General features: G+C 42.0%; 13 protein-coding genes and 1 pseudogene. 3 read left to right on the top strand and 11 right to left on the bottom strand.

All coding sequences use genetic code 11. The features are described 5' to 3' along the window. Positions 1 to 4: 4 nt before the first annotated feature. From DWZ47_RS02530 to DWZ47_RS02500, 7 genes are read right to left on the bottom strand one after another with little or no spacing between them, the layout of a single operon-like run. A complete protein-coding gene (locus DWZ47_RS02530) occupies positions 5 to 1090 on the bottom strand; it encodes an acyltransferase family protein (protein ID WP_022199173.1) in 1086 nt (361 codons plus the stop codon). A 14-nt stretch (positions 1091 to 1104) separates the two neighbouring features. Next, positions 1105 to 2361, bottom strand: a complete 1257-nt coding sequence (locus tag DWZ47_RS02525) for a GntP family permease (protein WP_049701288.1) — start codon at positions 2359 to 2361, stop codon at positions 1105 to 1107. A 6-nt stretch (positions 2362 to 2367) separates the two neighbouring features. Further along, positions 2368 to 3510, bottom strand: coding sequence for a glycerate kinase (locus tag DWZ47_RS02520; protein ID WP_117512228.1), 1143 nt, complete (start codon positions 3508 to 3510; stop codon positions 2368 to 2370). 8 nt (positions 3511 to 3518) lie between these two features. Further along, positions 3519 to 5675, bottom strand: coding sequence for an alpha-N-acetylglucosaminidase (locus tag DWZ47_RS02515; RefSeq protein WP_117512227.1), 2157 nt, complete (start codon positions 5673 to 5675; stop codon positions 3519 to 3521). A 28-nt stretch (positions 5676 to 5703) separates the two neighbouring features. Next, positions 5704 to 6495 carry an endonuclease/exonuclease/phosphatase family protein gene (locus DWZ47_RS02510; protein ID WP_117512226.1) on the bottom strand — a complete coding sequence of 264 codons (792 nt, stop codon included), beginning with the start codon at positions 6493 to 6495 and terminating at the stop codon, positions 5704 to 5706. Positions 6496 to 6514: 19 nt separating this feature from the next. Then, entirely contained in the window at positions 6515 to 8248 is a 1734-nt protein-coding gene (locus DWZ47_RS02505; protein ID WP_004317477.1) for a RagB/SusD family nutrient uptake outer membrane protein, read from the bottom strand. 20 nt (positions 8249 to 8268) lie between these two features. After that, positions 8269 to 11688: a TonB-dependent receptor gene (locus DWZ47_RS02500; protein WP_117512225.1), complete on the bottom strand. Its 3420-nt coding sequence runs from the start codon at positions 11686 to 11688 to the stop codon at positions 8269 to 8271. A 418-nt stretch (positions 11689 to 12106) separates the two neighbouring features. Between DWZ47_RS02500 and DWZ47_RS02495 the strand changes: the two genes are divergently transcribed. Continuing rightward, positions 12107 to 12706, top strand: coding sequence for a DsbA family protein (locus DWZ47_RS02495; protein ID WP_115484413.1), 600 nt, complete (start codon positions 12107 to 12109; stop codon positions 12704 to 12706). 61 nt (positions 12707 to 12767) lie between these two features. On the opposite strand, the gene DWZ47_RS02490 is transcribed toward DWZ47_RS02495, so the two are convergent. Continuing rightward, positions 12768 to 13091: a hypothetical protein gene (locus tag DWZ47_RS02490; protein ID WP_229128454.1), complete on the bottom strand. Its 324-nt coding sequence runs from the start codon at positions 13089 to 13091 to the stop codon at positions 12768 to 12770. 251 nt (positions 13092 to 13342) lie between these two features. Between DWZ47_RS02490 and DWZ47_RS31245 the strand changes: the two genes are divergently transcribed. Next, positions 13343 to 13465, top strand: coding sequence for a hypothetical protein (locus DWZ47_RS31245; RefSeq protein ID WP_255344333.1), 123 nt, complete (start codon positions 13343 to 13345; stop codon positions 13463 to 13465). A gap of 53 nt (positions 13466 to 13518) precedes the next feature. Here DWZ47_RS31245 and DWZ47_RS30880 read toward each other — a convergent pair. The 3 genes and pseudogenes from DWZ47_RS30880 to DWZ47_RS02475 all read right to left on the bottom strand — a co-directional run. After that, positions 13519 to 13917 (bottom strand): annotated as a pseudogene (locus tag DWZ47_RS30880) (DUF1016 N-terminal domain-containing protein); the annotation flags it as partial. Between the two features lie 79 nt (positions 13918 to 13996). Further along, positions 13997 to 14947: a toll/interleukin-1 receptor domain-containing protein gene (locus DWZ47_RS02480; RefSeq protein ID WP_004317470.1), complete on the bottom strand. Its 951-nt coding sequence runs from the start codon at positions 14945 to 14947 to the stop codon at positions 13997 to 13999. A gap of 66 nt (positions 14948 to 15013) precedes the next feature. Then, positions 15014 to 15421, bottom strand: a complete 408-nt coding sequence (locus DWZ47_RS02475) for a hypothetical protein (RefSeq protein WP_008770576.1) — start codon at positions 15419 to 15421, stop codon at positions 15014 to 15016. A 496-nt stretch (positions 15422 to 15917) separates the two neighbouring features. Between DWZ47_RS02475 and DWZ47_RS02465 the strand changes: the two genes are divergently transcribed. Next, entirely contained in the window at positions 15918 to 16400 is a 483-nt protein-coding gene (locus tag DWZ47_RS02465; protein ID WP_004317468.1) for a DsbA family protein, read from the top strand. Positions 16401 to 16530 lie beyond the last annotated feature (130 nt).

The following is a 16530-nucleotide window of genomic DNA, read 5'->3' as shown; positions in this document are numbered from 1 at the left end:
TGATTTATAATTTTATATAGATTTTTCTTTTTAACAAAACATATCCCAACAGCCCATTGAACAACAGGAAAAATACACCGTACATAAATGAACCGAAGTAATTTCCGAATAACGGGTTAAGCAAATTATTGAATACGGCCGTATGGATATGCCAATGCACAAGCAATCCTCCGGCTATGCAGCTAAACACATAAATTACAAGCGGATTCGCTCCAAATGCTTCGAAAAACGAAAACCACTTTTTATTCTGCTTCACATCAATGATATAGAGCAGCAATGCCAATGACAATGCCGCAATCCCACAAGTGAGCAAAACGAACGAAGGAGACCACAAACGCTTATTCAAAGGACAGGCATAGCTTAACAAATAGCCGACAAACAACAGCGTGGTACCTATAAGAAATAGATTCAGCATCCGACGTTCATTATCTTTAATGTCGATGATTATCTTTCCGCAAACAAAACCGATCATCACTTGAGACACAGCGGGAATCGTACTAAGTATCCCCTCGGGATCGACAAACTGGCGGCCCTGAAGATACATGTGGTTAGATCCTAAAATAGCCGAATCAATCATGCCGACGATATTATCCGCACTTTTCTCAAATCCGTTTCCAAATAACTGAAAAATAAAGTAGACAACCAGCAAGATAATAGCTAATGGCATAAAACGCTTATGTGGTATTGTTACGGCCAATAAGGCTGTAATACCATAACAAATCCCAAGCCGTTGCATAACTCCCATCAACCGGAGCTGACTCAAATCAAAATAGTTACCACTATCTATTGCTGTTATGAACCACTCCATAACCAGACCAATAAATATTAATAAGAGACTTCTTTTTATGATTTTCGCAATGGCCGGTCGACACTGAAAGTTATACTTACACAAAGAGATGTAGGTCGAAATACCCATCAGGAACATAAACATCGGGAATACCAGATCGGCCGGCGAAAAGCCATCCCACTTGGCGTGTGCAAAAGCGGCAAAGTTATACCCGCACTTTCCTGTATTGTTGACCAAGATCATCCCGGCAACAGTAATACCCCGAAGTACATCAAGCGAAAGTAACCGTTTGTTCGGATTCATAATATTTGATTCTTTTAATTACTTATTATATATAAAATAGTCGTTCCGGCAGCTAACACTATCCCTATAAGCGATTCATAAGGTATCAGCTTCAGACGTTCCTTAAAATTGAGTTCGCATACGCCTCCTGTCGCATGAAAGAACGAACCATGTGGCAAATGGTCAAGAACTGTAGCTCCGGAATTAATCATAGCCGCTCCCCAAACCGCAGAAATGCCTATAGCCAATATCGTTTCAGCAAACGAAGAAGAAGCCAGTGTCGCTCCGGCTGTTGTCGATGCGGTAGCCGCCGACATCAACGCGCCTGATATAGGAGCAATCAATGCATCACTAATATGAGCATGATCTAATCCTGTAAGAATCCAGTCTTTCAAAGAAGAGTTCTTTATGATACCGGCAATAGTCCCGGTTCCTATCAACAGAATAGCTACCACAGACATCTTTTGCAGTCCATATTCTATACTCGGAAGAATGTTTTTCCATTGTTTCATACAGATAGCACCACATAAGCCACCTACCGGCAAAGCTATCAAAGGATCAATATTGATTCCTGCCGCAGGACGTAATGCCAATAAAACAATCGTAACAACAGGAGCAATCAGACTGGTTCTTAACGAAGGCAGATTTCTCTCTTCCTCTTTATCCTCTGTTTGCATCATCGTTTTTTTGTTTTTTACCGATTGAGGCATCAGACGGACAATAACAAAAACAGTGAAAAACAAACCGATCACTGCCGGTAAAATATTGGCAAACATTACAGACGATAAATCCGCATTAAAATTTCCGGCTGCTATAATAGTGTTCGGGTTAGGTGATATGATATTTCCACACTTACCTCCCCCGATCATAGCTATAAGTAACACAGATGGAGACAAGTTCAGACGCTTGCCTATCGAAAGAGCCACCGGCGCAACGGTTATCACAGCCACATCAATAAATACGCCTACCGTACAAAGCAACATCGTTGCGAGTGCCAATGCCATAAATACCCGTTTTTCACCCATTTTGTTTATAATCGCATTGGAGATGACCGTGGTAGCCCCGGTTTGTATTAATATGCCTGACAAGACTCCGGCTGTCAGAATCCGCAATACCGCCGGGGTGACCTCTTTCACCCCTTCGGTCATCACCGTAACGGTCTCATTTAAAGATAGTCCTCCCAACAACCCTCCGACTATCGCTCCGATAATCAGACTGTATGTCGGAGAAAGCTTTCTTATGATTAACAGTATGGATAATGAAAGCCCGATTAATGCGCCTATCGCTGTCATTGAGTATTATTTAGTAAATTGTTTTATGATTCTCACCACCTGTCGCACCGTTCTCTCTATGTTTTCTTTCGTAAACTCCGATTGCATCGCCTCTTCAAGTGTTACCGGGAAAGGTTGAATAGGCAGTACGGCAGTAAACCCCATCCTATTAAGCGCTTCGGTGGCTTCGACCGCTCCCCCCAACGCTATCACCGGAACCTGACATTTCTCACCGACACGTAAAATTCCGTCCAACGCCTTTCCCATACCAGTCTGGCGATCCAGTTTCCCCTCTCCGGTCAGTATCAGGTCTGCCTGTCGGACGACCTCCTCGAAACGAAGCGTTTTCAATATAACTTCTATTCCGGATTGCAATTCTGCATTCAAAAACGGAAGCAAGCCGCCTCCCATTCCTCCGGCTGCTCCAGCACCGGGAAGCTGTGATATATCCATATTTGTATATTCCTTTATCACCTGTGCATAATGCCGCAACCCATTGTCCAACTCTATCACTTGCAAACTATTTGCCCCTTTTTGGGGAGCATATACATAGGCCGCACCCTCTTCTCCAAAAAATGGATTACTAACATCACAGGCGATCGTAAAATGACTTTCCTTCAATGCCGGATTTAATTGGGAAATATCTATTTGATGAACTTTTATCAGATTTTCGCCGACAGGCTCCAACTCACCGTTTCCGCTATCTAAAAAGCGTGCACCTAAAGCCTTCAGCATACCTATTCCCGCATCATTCGTAGCACTTCCGCCGATCCCGATAATGAATTCCCGACACCCGCGTTTTAATGCGTCAGCAACCATTTCTCCAACTCCATAAGTCGTAGTCTTCATGGGATTTCTCCGGCTTGAATCAATCAATGGCAGACCGCAGGCCGAGGCCATTTCGATAATAGCCATCGCACCATTGTTTACGATGCCATACGATACTTCAATTGGCTTCATGAATGGATCATGCACCTGACATGACACCGTTTGAGCATGAAGGGCAGAGCATAGAGCTTCTGTAGTCCCTTCGCCGCCATCAGCTATGGGGAAACGTATAATCTGACAGTCGGGTAATTCCTCCTGAACCGCTTTTTCGGCAGCTTTCGCTATCTCGAAAGAACCGACCGAACCTTTAAACGAGTCGAATGCCAATACAATCTTTTTCATAAAAGCTATCACTTATTTGTTTTCTCTATTAAACTCAATGCAGCCTTGACCGGGTCATCAAACGGAGTCGTACTGTTGCTCCAGGGAGATGTAATCCATTGCTCCTCCCATTCTCGGATTTTATTCCGGTCTTTTGTAAAATAGAGCTGTATACGAGGGATATAGTAGTCTTTAATCAGCCCGCTCCAGAAACGGGCAGCATAATCTTCCTGAATACCACCCCAACTTGTAATCAAGCGTTTGGCATTTGCTTCATAAGCATCTTTTTCCTGAAGAGTTGTTCCGCTATTGCGCGCAAGTTCCACCCATTCTTCTAATCGATATAAAGGATGAGAAGCCAACAGTCTGTCAACGTCCATCAACAAATCAACAGTTTGTTGCAGATTACGTTGCGCTGCGAGAACACGATTCTCCGAATCATCTTTCAAGGCCTGCTTATAAAAATTTTCAGCTTTAGCTGCTACATAATACGAAACAAACTCTATGAGGTCGTTTCTGTATAATTCAGAGTTTTTCAGTTCGTCAGCGCAACTAGCATACAAACGTATAGCCTGCAAGTAATCATCACTAAGGTCGATTTTACTGATCCGCCGTTGATCGGGTATTACGGTTTGCCAGGTAAAACGGGGGTATGAATATAAAGAACTATATGCTGTTTTCCGAAAAAGTTTCCAAGCTTCCTCCATGGCATCGGGATATCCCCCATAACGGGCCTCACAGTATATCTTCATCCAATCGTCCAGGTCGATACTATCTGATGACCATCCCATATCGGCTAACAGTTCGTAAACAACCTCATTGTTTTCGAGTCCTTCAGGGGCAGAACCGAACCCAATCAAGTTACCTTTATTTGCGGCACGTAACGCTTTGACCGAGGAACTAGCATACATGTCCAAGTCTCCTGTCATGGTGTTTTTCCCGCCAAAGTTGGGTACATAGCTGAATATCCATTTCTTTCCGTAAAATCCATCATGTACTTTCCATGTTTGTTCGGTGTTCCACACCCATTTCGGATAATCATTGCCCAAATCAATGATAATCATTTTATCATCAGGCACATTGCTTAACAAGGCTTTAAGCGATTCTTTATCCCAGAATGAATGTTGATATCCGAATGTCCATCCCTGTGTAACCCAAACGGCATCCGGGTTTCCGGCTGTAATTGATTTATAGATCGTTTCTCCATACTCGGCCAATAACTTATATTTCGCTTCTTTATCTTCCTTATCGATAGGCAGCTCCATCTCATTAAAACTATCCGAGAGATAATACGTATTTTCTCCAAACTCTTTTTCCCACTCTTCGACAAACAGTTTGCCTATCTCTTCGAAAAAAGGTGAATCCGGTGGCAATACATAGGCGTTGTACTCTTCATCAAAACCACCCCACCGCATGTGCCGGAATTGTGTGTCGGGATGTTTCTGTGCGAATGCTTCCGGCACGAAACCTGCAAACGCGGGTGCTATGGGCTGCATACCCAACTCGCGCATACGGGTCAGGATTTGATGCTGCAAAGCGATTTGGTTCTGTTGCCATGCATCAGATAAGGGACCGTCCCACTTGTTCAGATTGCCCATGCGATGCCAGGGAAGGTGTGCAGGGGCAGTGAAAAACTCACGGATTTCTTCTTTGTTCAATCCCATACGCAGCCATACCCGTTCCGCAATGGCTTCGCTGGCCACGGTAGCCAAGGGCATATTTACACCATAAAGAGCCATCCTGTCAATTTCCTTTTCCCAACGCTCCCAGTCCCAGTAAGGAGTAGTGTAGCCGAATGTACAAACATTAAGGAAATAGCGCAACTCATAAGGGGACACCTGTACATACAATTCATAATCGGGCCACGGCATCACCGACGTTATATGTTCACCGCTCCATGTTTTCATACTCTTGCAGGCCTCTTTCATGTACGTATGAAAAGCGTAACAGATAGCAACGGAGCTACTTCCCCTTAGGGTAAGCCGGCCGTCGCTTGCTATCACTTCGAATATATCTTTACCGTCGGATGGTTCGATATATTCAAAGTGGATAGACTGTGCTCTTTCCCCAATCTGACGTTCTATTAACTGTTTGGCGGGGGTGATAATATCCGTCTTAGGCTTGTGGCATGAGCAGAAAAAAAGCGTTGCTGAAATCAGTAAATACTTGATTATTGTATGTATCATAGAAAATCATAAATGTTATAAGTGAGTATCAATATTTTTTCTTCGATGCTTCTTTCACATATTCCAGTTCCGTAATAATCGGTAAATGGTCTGACAAAAGCGACTGAACAGTTTGTGTGCTAATCACACGCCATCCTTTTTGCGGGTAAGCAAACAAGTAATCAATCTTAATCACAGGTTTCCATGCCGGCATTCCAAAATCATCGTTGCTTGCAGCAAACCAGCTATCCATACCACGTATTGCCTCGGAGTAATGACGCGCGTTGAAATCACCTCCCAAAATTACAGGATATTTATAATTTTTGAAATGCCCGGTAATAAATTTTATTTGCTCCGCCCTTGTTTCTTGAGAGTTGACGTCCAGATGCGTAGAGGTAAAAACAATGGTATCATTACCCATTTCGAATAATCCCTCCAGCATGGTCCGTCTCTCATGCTCTTTGACCGGATGGGGCAGCATTATCTTTTGGACAGAAATATATGGATATTTACTTAACATCCCAATACCGTAATAACCGGTAGAATAGTCAATCGTTTTTCCGTAAAGCCCAAACATCCCTGTATGATAGGCAAGTTCGGATATAAAATCCTTCCCCTTCTGATGCGGGGTACGCTTACGGTCTGTTTTGCTATCCACTTCCTGAAGCGCCACAAAATCAGGCTTGAAGGATTTGATGTGATGAGCAAGTTCCTCTAAAGATGCCAGTTCGCCAAATCTTAAATTATAGGTCATTACCCGCACCCGTAGAGTATCTTGCGCATAGGCAACACCCAAAGTCAGGCATAAAAACAATAATAAATATTTCTTCATTGAATACATGATTTCTATTTTTAAATGATTACTTTTCCCAGCCCGGATTTTGTCCTAACAGAGGGTTCTTCTGACGCTCGGGATTAGGCACGGGCCACAAATAATGTTTCGTTGCGTCGAAGTAACGCGCGCCGCCTTCCGCGGTAGACTTTTCGTAGATAACATCACCAAACTCATCTACTCCGGTATCGGGATACGGGTTGGCACCCAAATCATTCATACAAACTTTCAGGCTGGGACCGGTGATGGCACGTCCAAAGCGAAGTTCGCCTTCACGCCAGCGCATCACATCGGCGTATCTTGTTCCTTCACCTGCCAACTCAATGCGACGTTCTCTTCTCAATTCGGTTTCGAGATCCATCCCCCATGCGCTAAGTTCGTCAAGGTTCATACGATGCATATTCACACGATCTCTAAGCCTGTTGATGGAGTAATCAATCTGTGTTTGTGTCAGTTTCTTGCCTTGTAGTTCGAAAGTGGCTTCGGCATAAATCAGCAAGATTTCGGCAAAGCGGATGACATTGAGATTCCCATGTCCACCCACACTTGAGCCGGCCAAATCAATATCGTTATACTTTTTCAGATAGAAACCTGTACGGCTATTTGCCCCCACACGGTTATTATCTTGCAATGAAGCAAAACGAGGCAGATTAAATATCTCGTTGGCCTTATCCGTATCAGGATCACCGTCATCTCCTCCCGGCCATTTGTCACCCGGAGCATATAAAGTCATCTTCATTCTAGGATCTCTGTTCTGGAAGTAATCCACATAATGCTCTTCAGGCGACTTGTATAACGATGAGGTCTGCACACCGGTCTTTTTATAATATTCCAATCCGGTTTTTGCCGGTTTACCGTCTGTACACAGATAAGCATCCACTAACGACTTCGTTGGATTGAGGCGTATATAATCTGTTGGACTGCAAGTTTCATTAGGCAGACTTTGTGTACGGATTTCAGGTACAAAAAGACTATATACGATAGCTTCGATATTTTTCGGATCATTCTCGACATCCCCTTCGTGATGAAATAGTTTTTCATATTCATACAGACCATAGGGACTGTTTTCGATGATATATTCACTCGTTTTTGCAGCCAGTTCCCATCTTTCGTTTTGCAAGGCAATACGTGCCAATATGGCTAAAGCGCCCCAGCGGTCAAGCCTTCCCAGTTTATCGCCCGTATACCTTTCTTCAGGCATGCGCTCTGCCGCCCATTTCAAATCCTCGACGAGCTGGTCAATGACTTTCTCTCTGGGAGTACGTTCGATATATGCATCTTCGGGCTGGATGACTTCTCCTACCCAAGGTACATCACCCCAAAACACCGTGAGGTAAAAGTACATAAGCGCCCGGATGGTTTTTACTTCTGCGGCATAAACGTCCTTCTTATTTTGAGCTACCTGCGCTTTATTATAGTTGTCCAGAAAATTATTGCAGCGATAAATATAGCTATACGCTCCTGTCCAATAGGTAGTGAAGGGGAAGCCGTCAGTATAAGAGTGCTTGCCTCCCGAAACCTTACTTAGTCCACTAGTAATATTCCCCCACATAACAGTTTCGGCCGTCGATTCGCTCCAATTCACGAGATAGTCTTTTTGTAAAGCTTCGTAACAGGGAGGCAAGGCATTTTTAAGCTGATCTTCATTCACCCAGAATGTTACATTGTCCGGCTCGTTAGGGTTCGTTCTATCCAGGAAATCGCTACATGAGGTAACTATACCAAATAAAGCAATGATTAAAAAGTATTTTGAGTATTTCATCTTTATAGTCGTTTAATAGGTTAGAATGTTATTGATAATCCAAAAACATAGGTTTTTACTTGCGGATAGACATCTCCGCTGGTGGTCCTCACTTCAGGGTCATAAGCCCCGAAGTAATCGGTTTTAGTAAACAAGTTATCTGCCGAAGCATATACTCTAAGACTATTAATGCCAAGAGGTGCCACCATCCGGGCAGGAAAACGATAACCTATCTGAATATTCTTCAGGCGCAAGTACGATGCATCCTCTTTCCAGTAGTCACTGAAGAGCCTGTTGTGCTCCTGCGACTGATAAAGTCTGGGATAAGAAGCATTTGGATTCATAGGCGTCCATCTGTCAAGATGCTCTTTTTTAGGGATTGAGTAGTCATTGATAAACGCATGCCGAGCCTCATCCTCAAGGTAACCGGCAACTTTGCCTACGCCTTGCAAATAGAAACTGAAATCAATGCCTTTCCATTCCAAACCACCCTTGATTGCATAGGTGTAATGGGGCTCTTTCTCGCCAAACACCACTTTGTCGTAGTCATCAATTACCCCGTCGGGAGCGCCGTCAGGCCCACTGATGTCCCGATACTTAATATCTCCGGGCTGTACAATGCCGTTTTGTGATGCAACAAGAGGAAATTTTGGTTTCTGGTACTTACCTGTAGTTGTATTCACTGATTCGAAGTCATACACTTGCGCCAGCCCATCAGTCAGATAACCATAGAAAGCACCTATCGGATCACCTACCCGACGATACGAACCGGAAGCCGTACTAGTCAGCGACTCCGGAGTTCCACCCAAATCGGTAATCTTATTACGGGCGTCCGACAGATTGAACCCGAGATTGTAATTTACATTTCCAATCTTATCACGCCATGACAGATTAAGTTCCCATCCTTTGACATCAATCTTACCAAGATTGACATAACCTACGTTACTACTGGAAACCCCGACAATAGCCGGAACATCGGGACGAACCAATGCATCAATATTTTCTTTCTTATACCAATCAAAGTCCACATTCAGTCTATTGTTCAAAAAACTAAGGTCTACCCCGAAATTAAGCATGCGGATGGTTTCCCACTTGATGTCGGGATTACCGATTTTGTTTTGCCAAAGTCCCATAACAGGTGTATTAGAAGCTCCGATAGGATAAGACTCTTCTGTTATGATAGGTGACAAGTAGGGGTAGTAATTACCGGGAATGTTTTGATTTCCCAACTCACCCCAGGAAGCACGCAGCTTACCCGAGCTCAATACCGAAGTAGCGAACTCCATGAATTTTTCACGTGAGAAGTTCCATCCTGCCGAGAATGATGGAAAATATCCCCAACGATTGCCCTTGGCAAATCTTGAAGTTCCGTCGGCACGCAGGTTAGCTTCAAACAGGTATTTACCGTCAAAAGCATAGTTGACACGACCAAAGTAAGAACGTAAAGCCCACTCGTCTTTTGTTCCGCTATTCATAAAATTAATCATTCCGGCACTAATAACGTGAATATCCTCAACCATCACATTATCACGTGTAGCACCCAATGTGCTTCTGTTTTCCCACTCTTGCGAAAATCCCATCAATGCTCCCAACTCGTGGCGCCCTATGGTTTTATTAAAGTTCAGGGTGAATTGCAACGTTTGGGTCATAACGTCGAGATGGCTTTGTGAGATATAGTCCTTGGCATCTTCATTTGCTTTCAACGGGCTACCGTCCGAGTAATAAGACAACATCTTCGGGTTAAACTCATCCACCTGGCGGGTATATATATTTGCAGAGTACTGCATACCTACGTTCAGTCCGTCTATAATTTTGAGATCTGCATTGAAAATACCATTGAGCACACGTGTTTTCCGTTCTTCCATTCCCGACTCATAAGCTACCTGCAAGGGGTTACGTACCGAACCGTACGACCAGTTCTCACTATCTACCATCCGGCCATTCTCGTCAGGAATTTGCCACATGACGGGAAGTAACGGAGACATACGCTGTGACAGGCGGAATACTCCTGATGTGCCGCTATAACCTAAGTCCTTTTTATAGAAATCGACATAGCTCATCTGTCCGGTCAGTTTCAGACGATCATACACCTCCGTGTTTACACTGATACGCGCATTGTGTCTTTTTGAACTATATCCGTCACCTACAACCAGCCCATCCTGATCCAGGAAACCATACGACATAAAAAATCCGGTTTTCTCGCTTCCACCCCGTGCACTCACATTATGCCCCGTCTGAAAAGCCCGGCTTTTGTATATTTCGTCAATCCAGTCAGTATTGGAATATTCGTTGGGATACAGTCCCGAATCATATTTATCGAAAGCCTCTTGTGTATAGGGCTTGGAAAATCCGGCAGCACTCATGGCTTCGTTGGAGAGTTCCATGTATTCCCTTCCGTTAACAAGTTCGGGCAATGCTGTGGGAGTCTGGAATCCAGCATATCCGTTATATTGGAATACTACACGCTCTTTCTTTTCTCCCTTTTTAGTCGTTACAAGAATAACACCGTTAGCGGCACGTGCTCCATAAATGGCCGATGAGGCGGCATCTTTCAGTACGGATACGCTTTCGATGTCCGAAGGATTCAATAAGTTGATGTCTCCCCCGGCTACTCCATCAATCAAGATCAAAGGTGCTGTACTACTGTTAATAGTTCCCGTACCACGAATGTTGATGCTGGGCACAGCACCCGGCTGCCCCGAAGAAGAAACGATACTAACTCCAGGTAACAATCCTTGCAGCCCCGTAGTTACGTTAGTTATAGGCCTGTTCTCAATAGCCTCCGCTTTAACCATAGATACGGCACCTGTTACATTCACTTTCTTTTGCACGCCATAGCCTACAACTACTACATCTTCCAGGCTGACAGCATTCTCTTTCATCACTACGTTTACTGTCGCTGCTTTCGCTATAACGCTTTCTTCACGGTAGCCGACGTATGAGTACCGAAGTGTACTTCCATAGGGTACCTTGATGGAATACTGACCATTGATATCGGTGATTGTACCCGTAGTCGATCCCTTTACCGATACGGTGGCTCCGATGATCGGTTCCGTATTCTCGTCAGTAACTTTACCTTTCACATACAGTTCCTTCTTCTCTCCTTGCGAATCAACAGGTTCAGTTTTATTTTGATATTCTTTATTATAAAATAAAATACTGTCATCCAGGAAACGGAACCCAATGTTAGTCCCTTTTAGCAAAAGAGTTAGCGCTTTGTTTACCTCTGTGTCTTTTACCTCCAATGACACTTTCCTACTCGTATCCACAAATTCTTTACTATAGGCTACATTCATCGATGCCTTCTCTGCTATCTGACTGATAGCTTCTTTAAGAGGAAGCTCTTTGATACTAACCGATATTTTTTGCTGTTGTGCATAAACAAAAGCAGTGACAAATATGCACATTAGGGTTACAATACACCTTCTGCCGGTGGATGAAAAAGGAGAATCTTTTTCCATAATATTAGTCTTTAAAGTTAATAGTTCAATATCTATTAGCTAATACACAAGAGATATTAAAAAGTATTACGGCAAATAAGTTAATGAATATTAATTCGGGAAATATAGGAGAACTTGCCGGAAATCAATCCATACTTGATAAAAAAGAAAGAAAACACTTCAAAGGTATCGTTTTTAAAAGAAAATATAAAGGGGCAGATAGTATTTTCTCATTTAATACATAAATTAGTGTCTTTACCTGAAATAATTAATACCTTTGAGTGCACGAATTAATTCATTTGACTATAGTGTTTCTTTCGATAGACTATAGTCAAATAAAAGAAGTACTATAGTCAACATTTTAAATGACTATAGTCAAACGAATAAAATCATGTAGCCGGAGACAATATTTACTGAATAACTAAAAACAAAATAAGACATGAGTGTTTATTACGATCTTTATGCCAGTGGCAACCCACAAAAAAAGGATGAGCAGCAACCACTTCACGCACGAGTGATTCCATCAGGAACTCTTGATGCTAAGAAGTTTATAGAATTAGTATCTAAAAGCAACGGCTTCAGTCAGGCCACCATTGAAGGATGCCTGCAAGCAATTACCGATGAGTTACAACATTGGTTGAAACAAGGCTGGATTGTGGAAGTCGGAGAATTAGGTTATTTCTCCTTATCGCTGAAATGCGACCGCCCGGTAATGGAGAAGAAAGAAATCCGCTCTCCTTCCATCCACCTGAATAAAGTAAACCTGCGCATCAACAAAAAATTCCGTGAGAACATGGAGCCATTACCGTTGGAACGCATGGAATCACCTTACCGAAGCAATGGCAATCCCGATGAAGACAAATGCCTTAGCATCCTTATGCAACATCTGGATGAACAAGGTTGCATCACTTGTGTCGATTTCACGAGACTAGCCGGCATAAGCCGATACAAGGCAACTATACTGTTAAATACCTATTTAGAAGAGGGAATTATACGAAAATATGGTGGAGGTAAGACGGTGGTATATTTAAAGAAATAGAAAAACAAAGAAAATAGGATAGTCTGTTCCAATATGAAAGTTCTTCAAGTATTTACACCCTTCATGAAATCAGATGATAGTTCACTGGAGTATCATAGCCTATGGCAAAACAAGGACGTGTTTCCGACTGAATACCAAGATAACGAAAACACTTGTAGACAAAGTTGTCACTAACGGTGGCTCGAAGCTCATTACGTATGAAAGCTACCACCCAACGGTATCCATGGGTAGAATGTTCCGAGTGCATCTGCTCAACGAACTCCACCATCGTTTCCCTATTAAGGTCACGCGTAGAGGGATCACGACGCTTCCATTTATAGTAACCTGCACGGCTTACGCCCATCATGGCGCAAATATCCGTTATTGCAAAATCTCTTGACAGCATGTCGACTATTTTGAATTCTTCGTTTTTAAACAAACATACTCCGTTTGCCCAACCTCGTTCGTCCGCACCGCATAATTTTTTTTAGACGTTCATTCTCTATACACAAGCGTAAGATTTCTCGTTTATAGAATTCCTCCGTGCGGTCAATACCCTCAGGAAGTACATCCTTTATCTCTGCGTCAGCACGTACCAAAGCTTCAAGACCGCCCTCATCGTACTGTTTGAGCCATTTTCTGAAGACTGTGTCGGAGATGTCGTTAACTGTACAGCACTTCAACGGATTCTGCAAGAAATATCTGGGCGATATGCCGGGCAACCTGTGGAAAGCGATGGATGAACGAAAGAAAAAGAAAAAACGGATAAAAGGAACGTGAGTTCGTGACGCTCCGGTGAAAGCGGAAACGGACGGGGTGATCGTCGTCTACAGTCAAGGGATTGCAGATATACTGCTAGATAACGGGCTGGCGGTGAGAAGGTACGTCCCAACTGTTTTGAGGCACTGTATCATATACCAATACCGGGCCTTGAGGTCTTTTGCCTTTTGCATCAGAATAACATTGTGTGACCAGCTTAGTTGTTTAACCGACAATGTCATGAAAACTAACTGCAAATGCAAAACAGGTTGTTGCGTATTTGTAAGTTGTTGACTATATTCATTATAGAACTGAACTATCACCTGACAGTTTCTTACGGAGAAGCCTTTGATAAGAGGCGTTCTGTCTTTGGTGGCGAGTTCGGTAACCTGTTTGTCGGCAAGTTGTTTGTCGCCCTTGTCGCGGAAGACGGTAAGCCTACAATCCACGTTGCTACATTTGGTACCTTCGGGTAGAAAAATACTTTTTCTTGAGTAATAAATAAAGCAGCAGCCTACTCTCCTAATTTTATTCCATTGTTAGTTATACTTTTTAATTCTCTCTCCAGTTACAGTACAGCTTCCTTAACAATGTTTGCTGCTTGTGACTCAATACACGGTCTAAAGTTCCCTGAATACCGCTATCTTTATCATATATAGCATCATCTTGCAAATATGATGTTAATCCCTCAATCAGAACTATCGGTACAACATATTCTCTAACTACTTCGTCATTATTAAGTTCCACGACCAACATCTGATTCACTTTATTGAGAGCTTCAACAGCTACAGGATTAATATCTTCTAAAAATACAGCAGACGAATTATTCCGGAATAATATAGTAAAGTTTGAATTATCGCAAATAAAACATGGTTTTCTAGGTCTTCCATTCCGGGATCTGATTAAAAGACATAGTTCTCCTGCGGCATTTTGCAATATATTAAATTCGTTCTCGGCCACATTATCTTCACAATTAACATTTCTTGGATCAGCTCTATTGTTTCTACTATTCTGCAAGACACTTTTTAAAAATTCAATATCAAAATCACCTAAATCTTCTCTCAACAATTTATAAGCTCTTTCTTTATCCAGTTCCTTTTGAAGCCGGGGAATATTATTCAACACACTTTCTTTTAAAATATCGAATGATAGAGCTGGCTCTGGGATTCCATCAATATGATGTTTCTTATTAATATAGTAAGTAAGTTCCGGAGACATCTTTACTTCCTCTATCCTAAAAGGAATGATAACTTTCTCCTGGTTGAAAGCTATATCTATTTCACTTTCTACATGGGAAGAGCAGTTAGAATAACTCGAAAAGATAAAAAGCACGATCTGTGATTCGGTTATCGCTTCAATTATTTCCCGTGCATATGACTTACCACCATATACATTCCTGGGAGCAATCCAACAAGTTAGACCGGCTGCTTCTAACATGGCACATACATCAAATGCAACCCCACTGTCTTTACTGGAATAAGATATAAAAACGTCGTATTTCATAATGTCTATATGTTAATAATATCAGGATAATTAACTCTTAACTAATAATGATAAAGTGCCAGGTAACTATTTTTCCAATTTTAATGAGAAAATGCTCTGGGCTATTTCTGCCAAGACGCTATCGGGAACTATAGTCCGGTCCACTTCCTCTAATTTCTCATTCAATAATCGGAAATCATGAACCTCCTCATACTCATCAAAACGATCTCCCATTTTTTCCTTCATTATTTCAACTACTAAAGCACTCGCCCGTTGTGATACACATAATTCTTCAAAAGCTTTCAAATATGCCAGTGAATCGTTCTTCTCCATTATTTCAAGGGTGTCTATCTTAGCACTATAATCACCATGAGAATTAGTTCCTGTCGCTTCTATATATAGATATTTCTTATCTTTATCAGTATTAGAAGAAACACCGATACAACAGGAAAAAATGACCATTGATATAGCACTTACTATAATAATCTTTCTCATATTATTAAATTTCGGGGGGGTAACCTCGTGTTAGTTCTGTTTTATTGTTGCTAAAGGTAAGCATTATTCTTTTATAATGAACTATTCAGGTGAGATATTTATTCAATAACACTAACCGATGGAAAATAGGATGGTTTAGGGTGGTGCATTGACGAAGCCAAGACCATACTCTGCTTACCTATCACACGATTCCAATTTTCAATCAATGCTGTTGCAGAATAATGAAAAATGAACCGCAGCCCTAACCTATCATTGATCTTATATTAAGCCTTTTAGAAAAAACAAGCAAAAAGTATCTATTTATAGATGCGGCTGCGATGATGTAAATATTAAGAAACGTATAAGCAGCTATATAACAGTCTATTGTCTCAATATTAATTATTTTATTAACGCACTTCTTCAAAATCGCTTGCACAGCAAATTCCGATACCATATCTTTGCAACGTGATCACAAAATAATAACTAGATTTACTAACGATTAAAACTATTAAAAATTATGGCACTGAAATATGTAGTCAAGAAAACAACCTTTGGCTTTGATAAGGAAAAAGCTGAAAAATATGTAGCAAGACCATTCAACGTGGTTACTGTTGATTTTAAAATGCTATGTGACCAGGTAACAAAAGTAGGGTTCGTTCCACGCGGTACTGTAAAATCAGTACTCGACGGATTGATAGATTCGCTGATAACCTATATGGAAATCGGGGCTTCGGTAAGCCTTGGAGAATTCGGAACATTTCGTCCTTCATTCGGATGCAAAAGTCAGGATGATGAAAAAGAAGTGACTACGGATACTTTAAAGAACCGTAAAATAATTTTCACTCCAGGTAGCATGTTTAAAGGCATGATAAAGTCAGTAAGCATCCAGAAATTGGATAGTTCTAAAAGCAACAATTCCGGCACACCTGACAATGGAAATGGAGGCAGTGGAGAAGGTGGAAACGAAGGTGGTGGTGAAGCACCGGATCCGGCAGCATAAGAAACCGCATCAATGATTAATATTTAAAGACAAATCCGGCTTAAGCTCATTTAAGCCGGATTTGTTAATTTCTCAAATAACTTGTTTTTCTCACAGAAATTCCCGATTATTGCAACCTAATACTAATCGA

The organism is Bacteroides sp. AF32-8BH (genome assembly GCF_003435205.1).
GTDB classification, from domain to species: domain Bacteria; phylum Bacteroidota; class Bacteroidia; order Bacteroidales; family Bacteroidaceae; genus Bacteroides; species Bacteroides ovatus.
The sequence above is the reverse complement of the archived record's forward strand: the minus strand, read 5'-3'. Positions and strand labels throughout refer to the sequence as shown.

Bases quoted from the DNA above. Each gene is read 5' to 3' on its own strand.
- DWZ47_RS02530 (WP_022199173.1), bottom strand. From the start codon at position 1,090: ATGAATCCGAACAAACGGTTACTTTCGCTTGATGTACTTCGGGGTATT.
- DWZ47_RS02525 (WP_049701288.1), bottom strand. From the start codon at position 2,361: ATGACAGCGATAGGCGCATTAATCGGGCTTTCATTATCCATACTGTTA.
- DWZ47_RS02520 (WP_117512228.1), bottom strand. From the start codon at position 3,510: ATGAAAAAGATTGTATTGGCATTCGACTCGTTTAAAGGTTCGGTCGGT.
- DWZ47_RS02515 (WP_117512227.1), bottom strand. From the start codon at position 5,675: ATGATACATACAATAATCAAGTATTTACTGATTTCAGCAACGCTTTTT.
- DWZ47_RS02510 (WP_117512226.1), bottom strand. From the start codon at position 6,495: ATGTATTCAATGAAGAAATATTTATTATTGTTTTTATGCCTGACTTTG.
- DWZ47_RS02505 (WP_004317477.1), bottom strand. From the start codon at position 8,248: ATGAAATACTCAAAATACTTTTTAATCATTGCTTTATTTGGTATAGTT.
- DWZ47_RS02500 (WP_117512225.1), bottom strand. From the start codon at position 11,688: ATGGAAAAAGATTCTCCTTTTTCATCCACCGGCAGAAGGTGTATTGTA.
- DWZ47_RS02495 (WP_115484413.1), top strand. From the start codon at position 12,107: ATGAGTGTTTATTACGATCTTTATGCCAGTGGCAACCCACAAAAAAAG.
- DWZ47_RS02490 (WP_229128454.1), bottom strand. From the start codon at position 13,091: ATGCTGTCAAGAGATTTTGCAATAACGGATATTTGCGCCATGATGGGC.
- DWZ47_RS31245 (WP_255344333.1), top strand. From the start codon at position 13,343: ATGTCGTTAACTGTACAGCACTTCAACGGATTCTGCAAGAAATATCTG.
- DWZ47_RS02480 (WP_004317470.1), bottom strand. From the start codon at position 14,947: ATGAAATACGACGTTTTTATATCTTATTCCAGTAAAGACAGTGGGGTT.
- DWZ47_RS02475 (WP_008770576.1), bottom strand. From the start codon at position 15,421: ATGAGAAAGATTATTATAGTAAGTGCTATATCAATGGTCATTTTTTCC.
- DWZ47_RS02465 (WP_004317468.1), top strand. From the start codon at position 15,918: ATGGCACTGAAATATGTAGTCAAGAAAACAACCTTTGGCTTTGATAAG.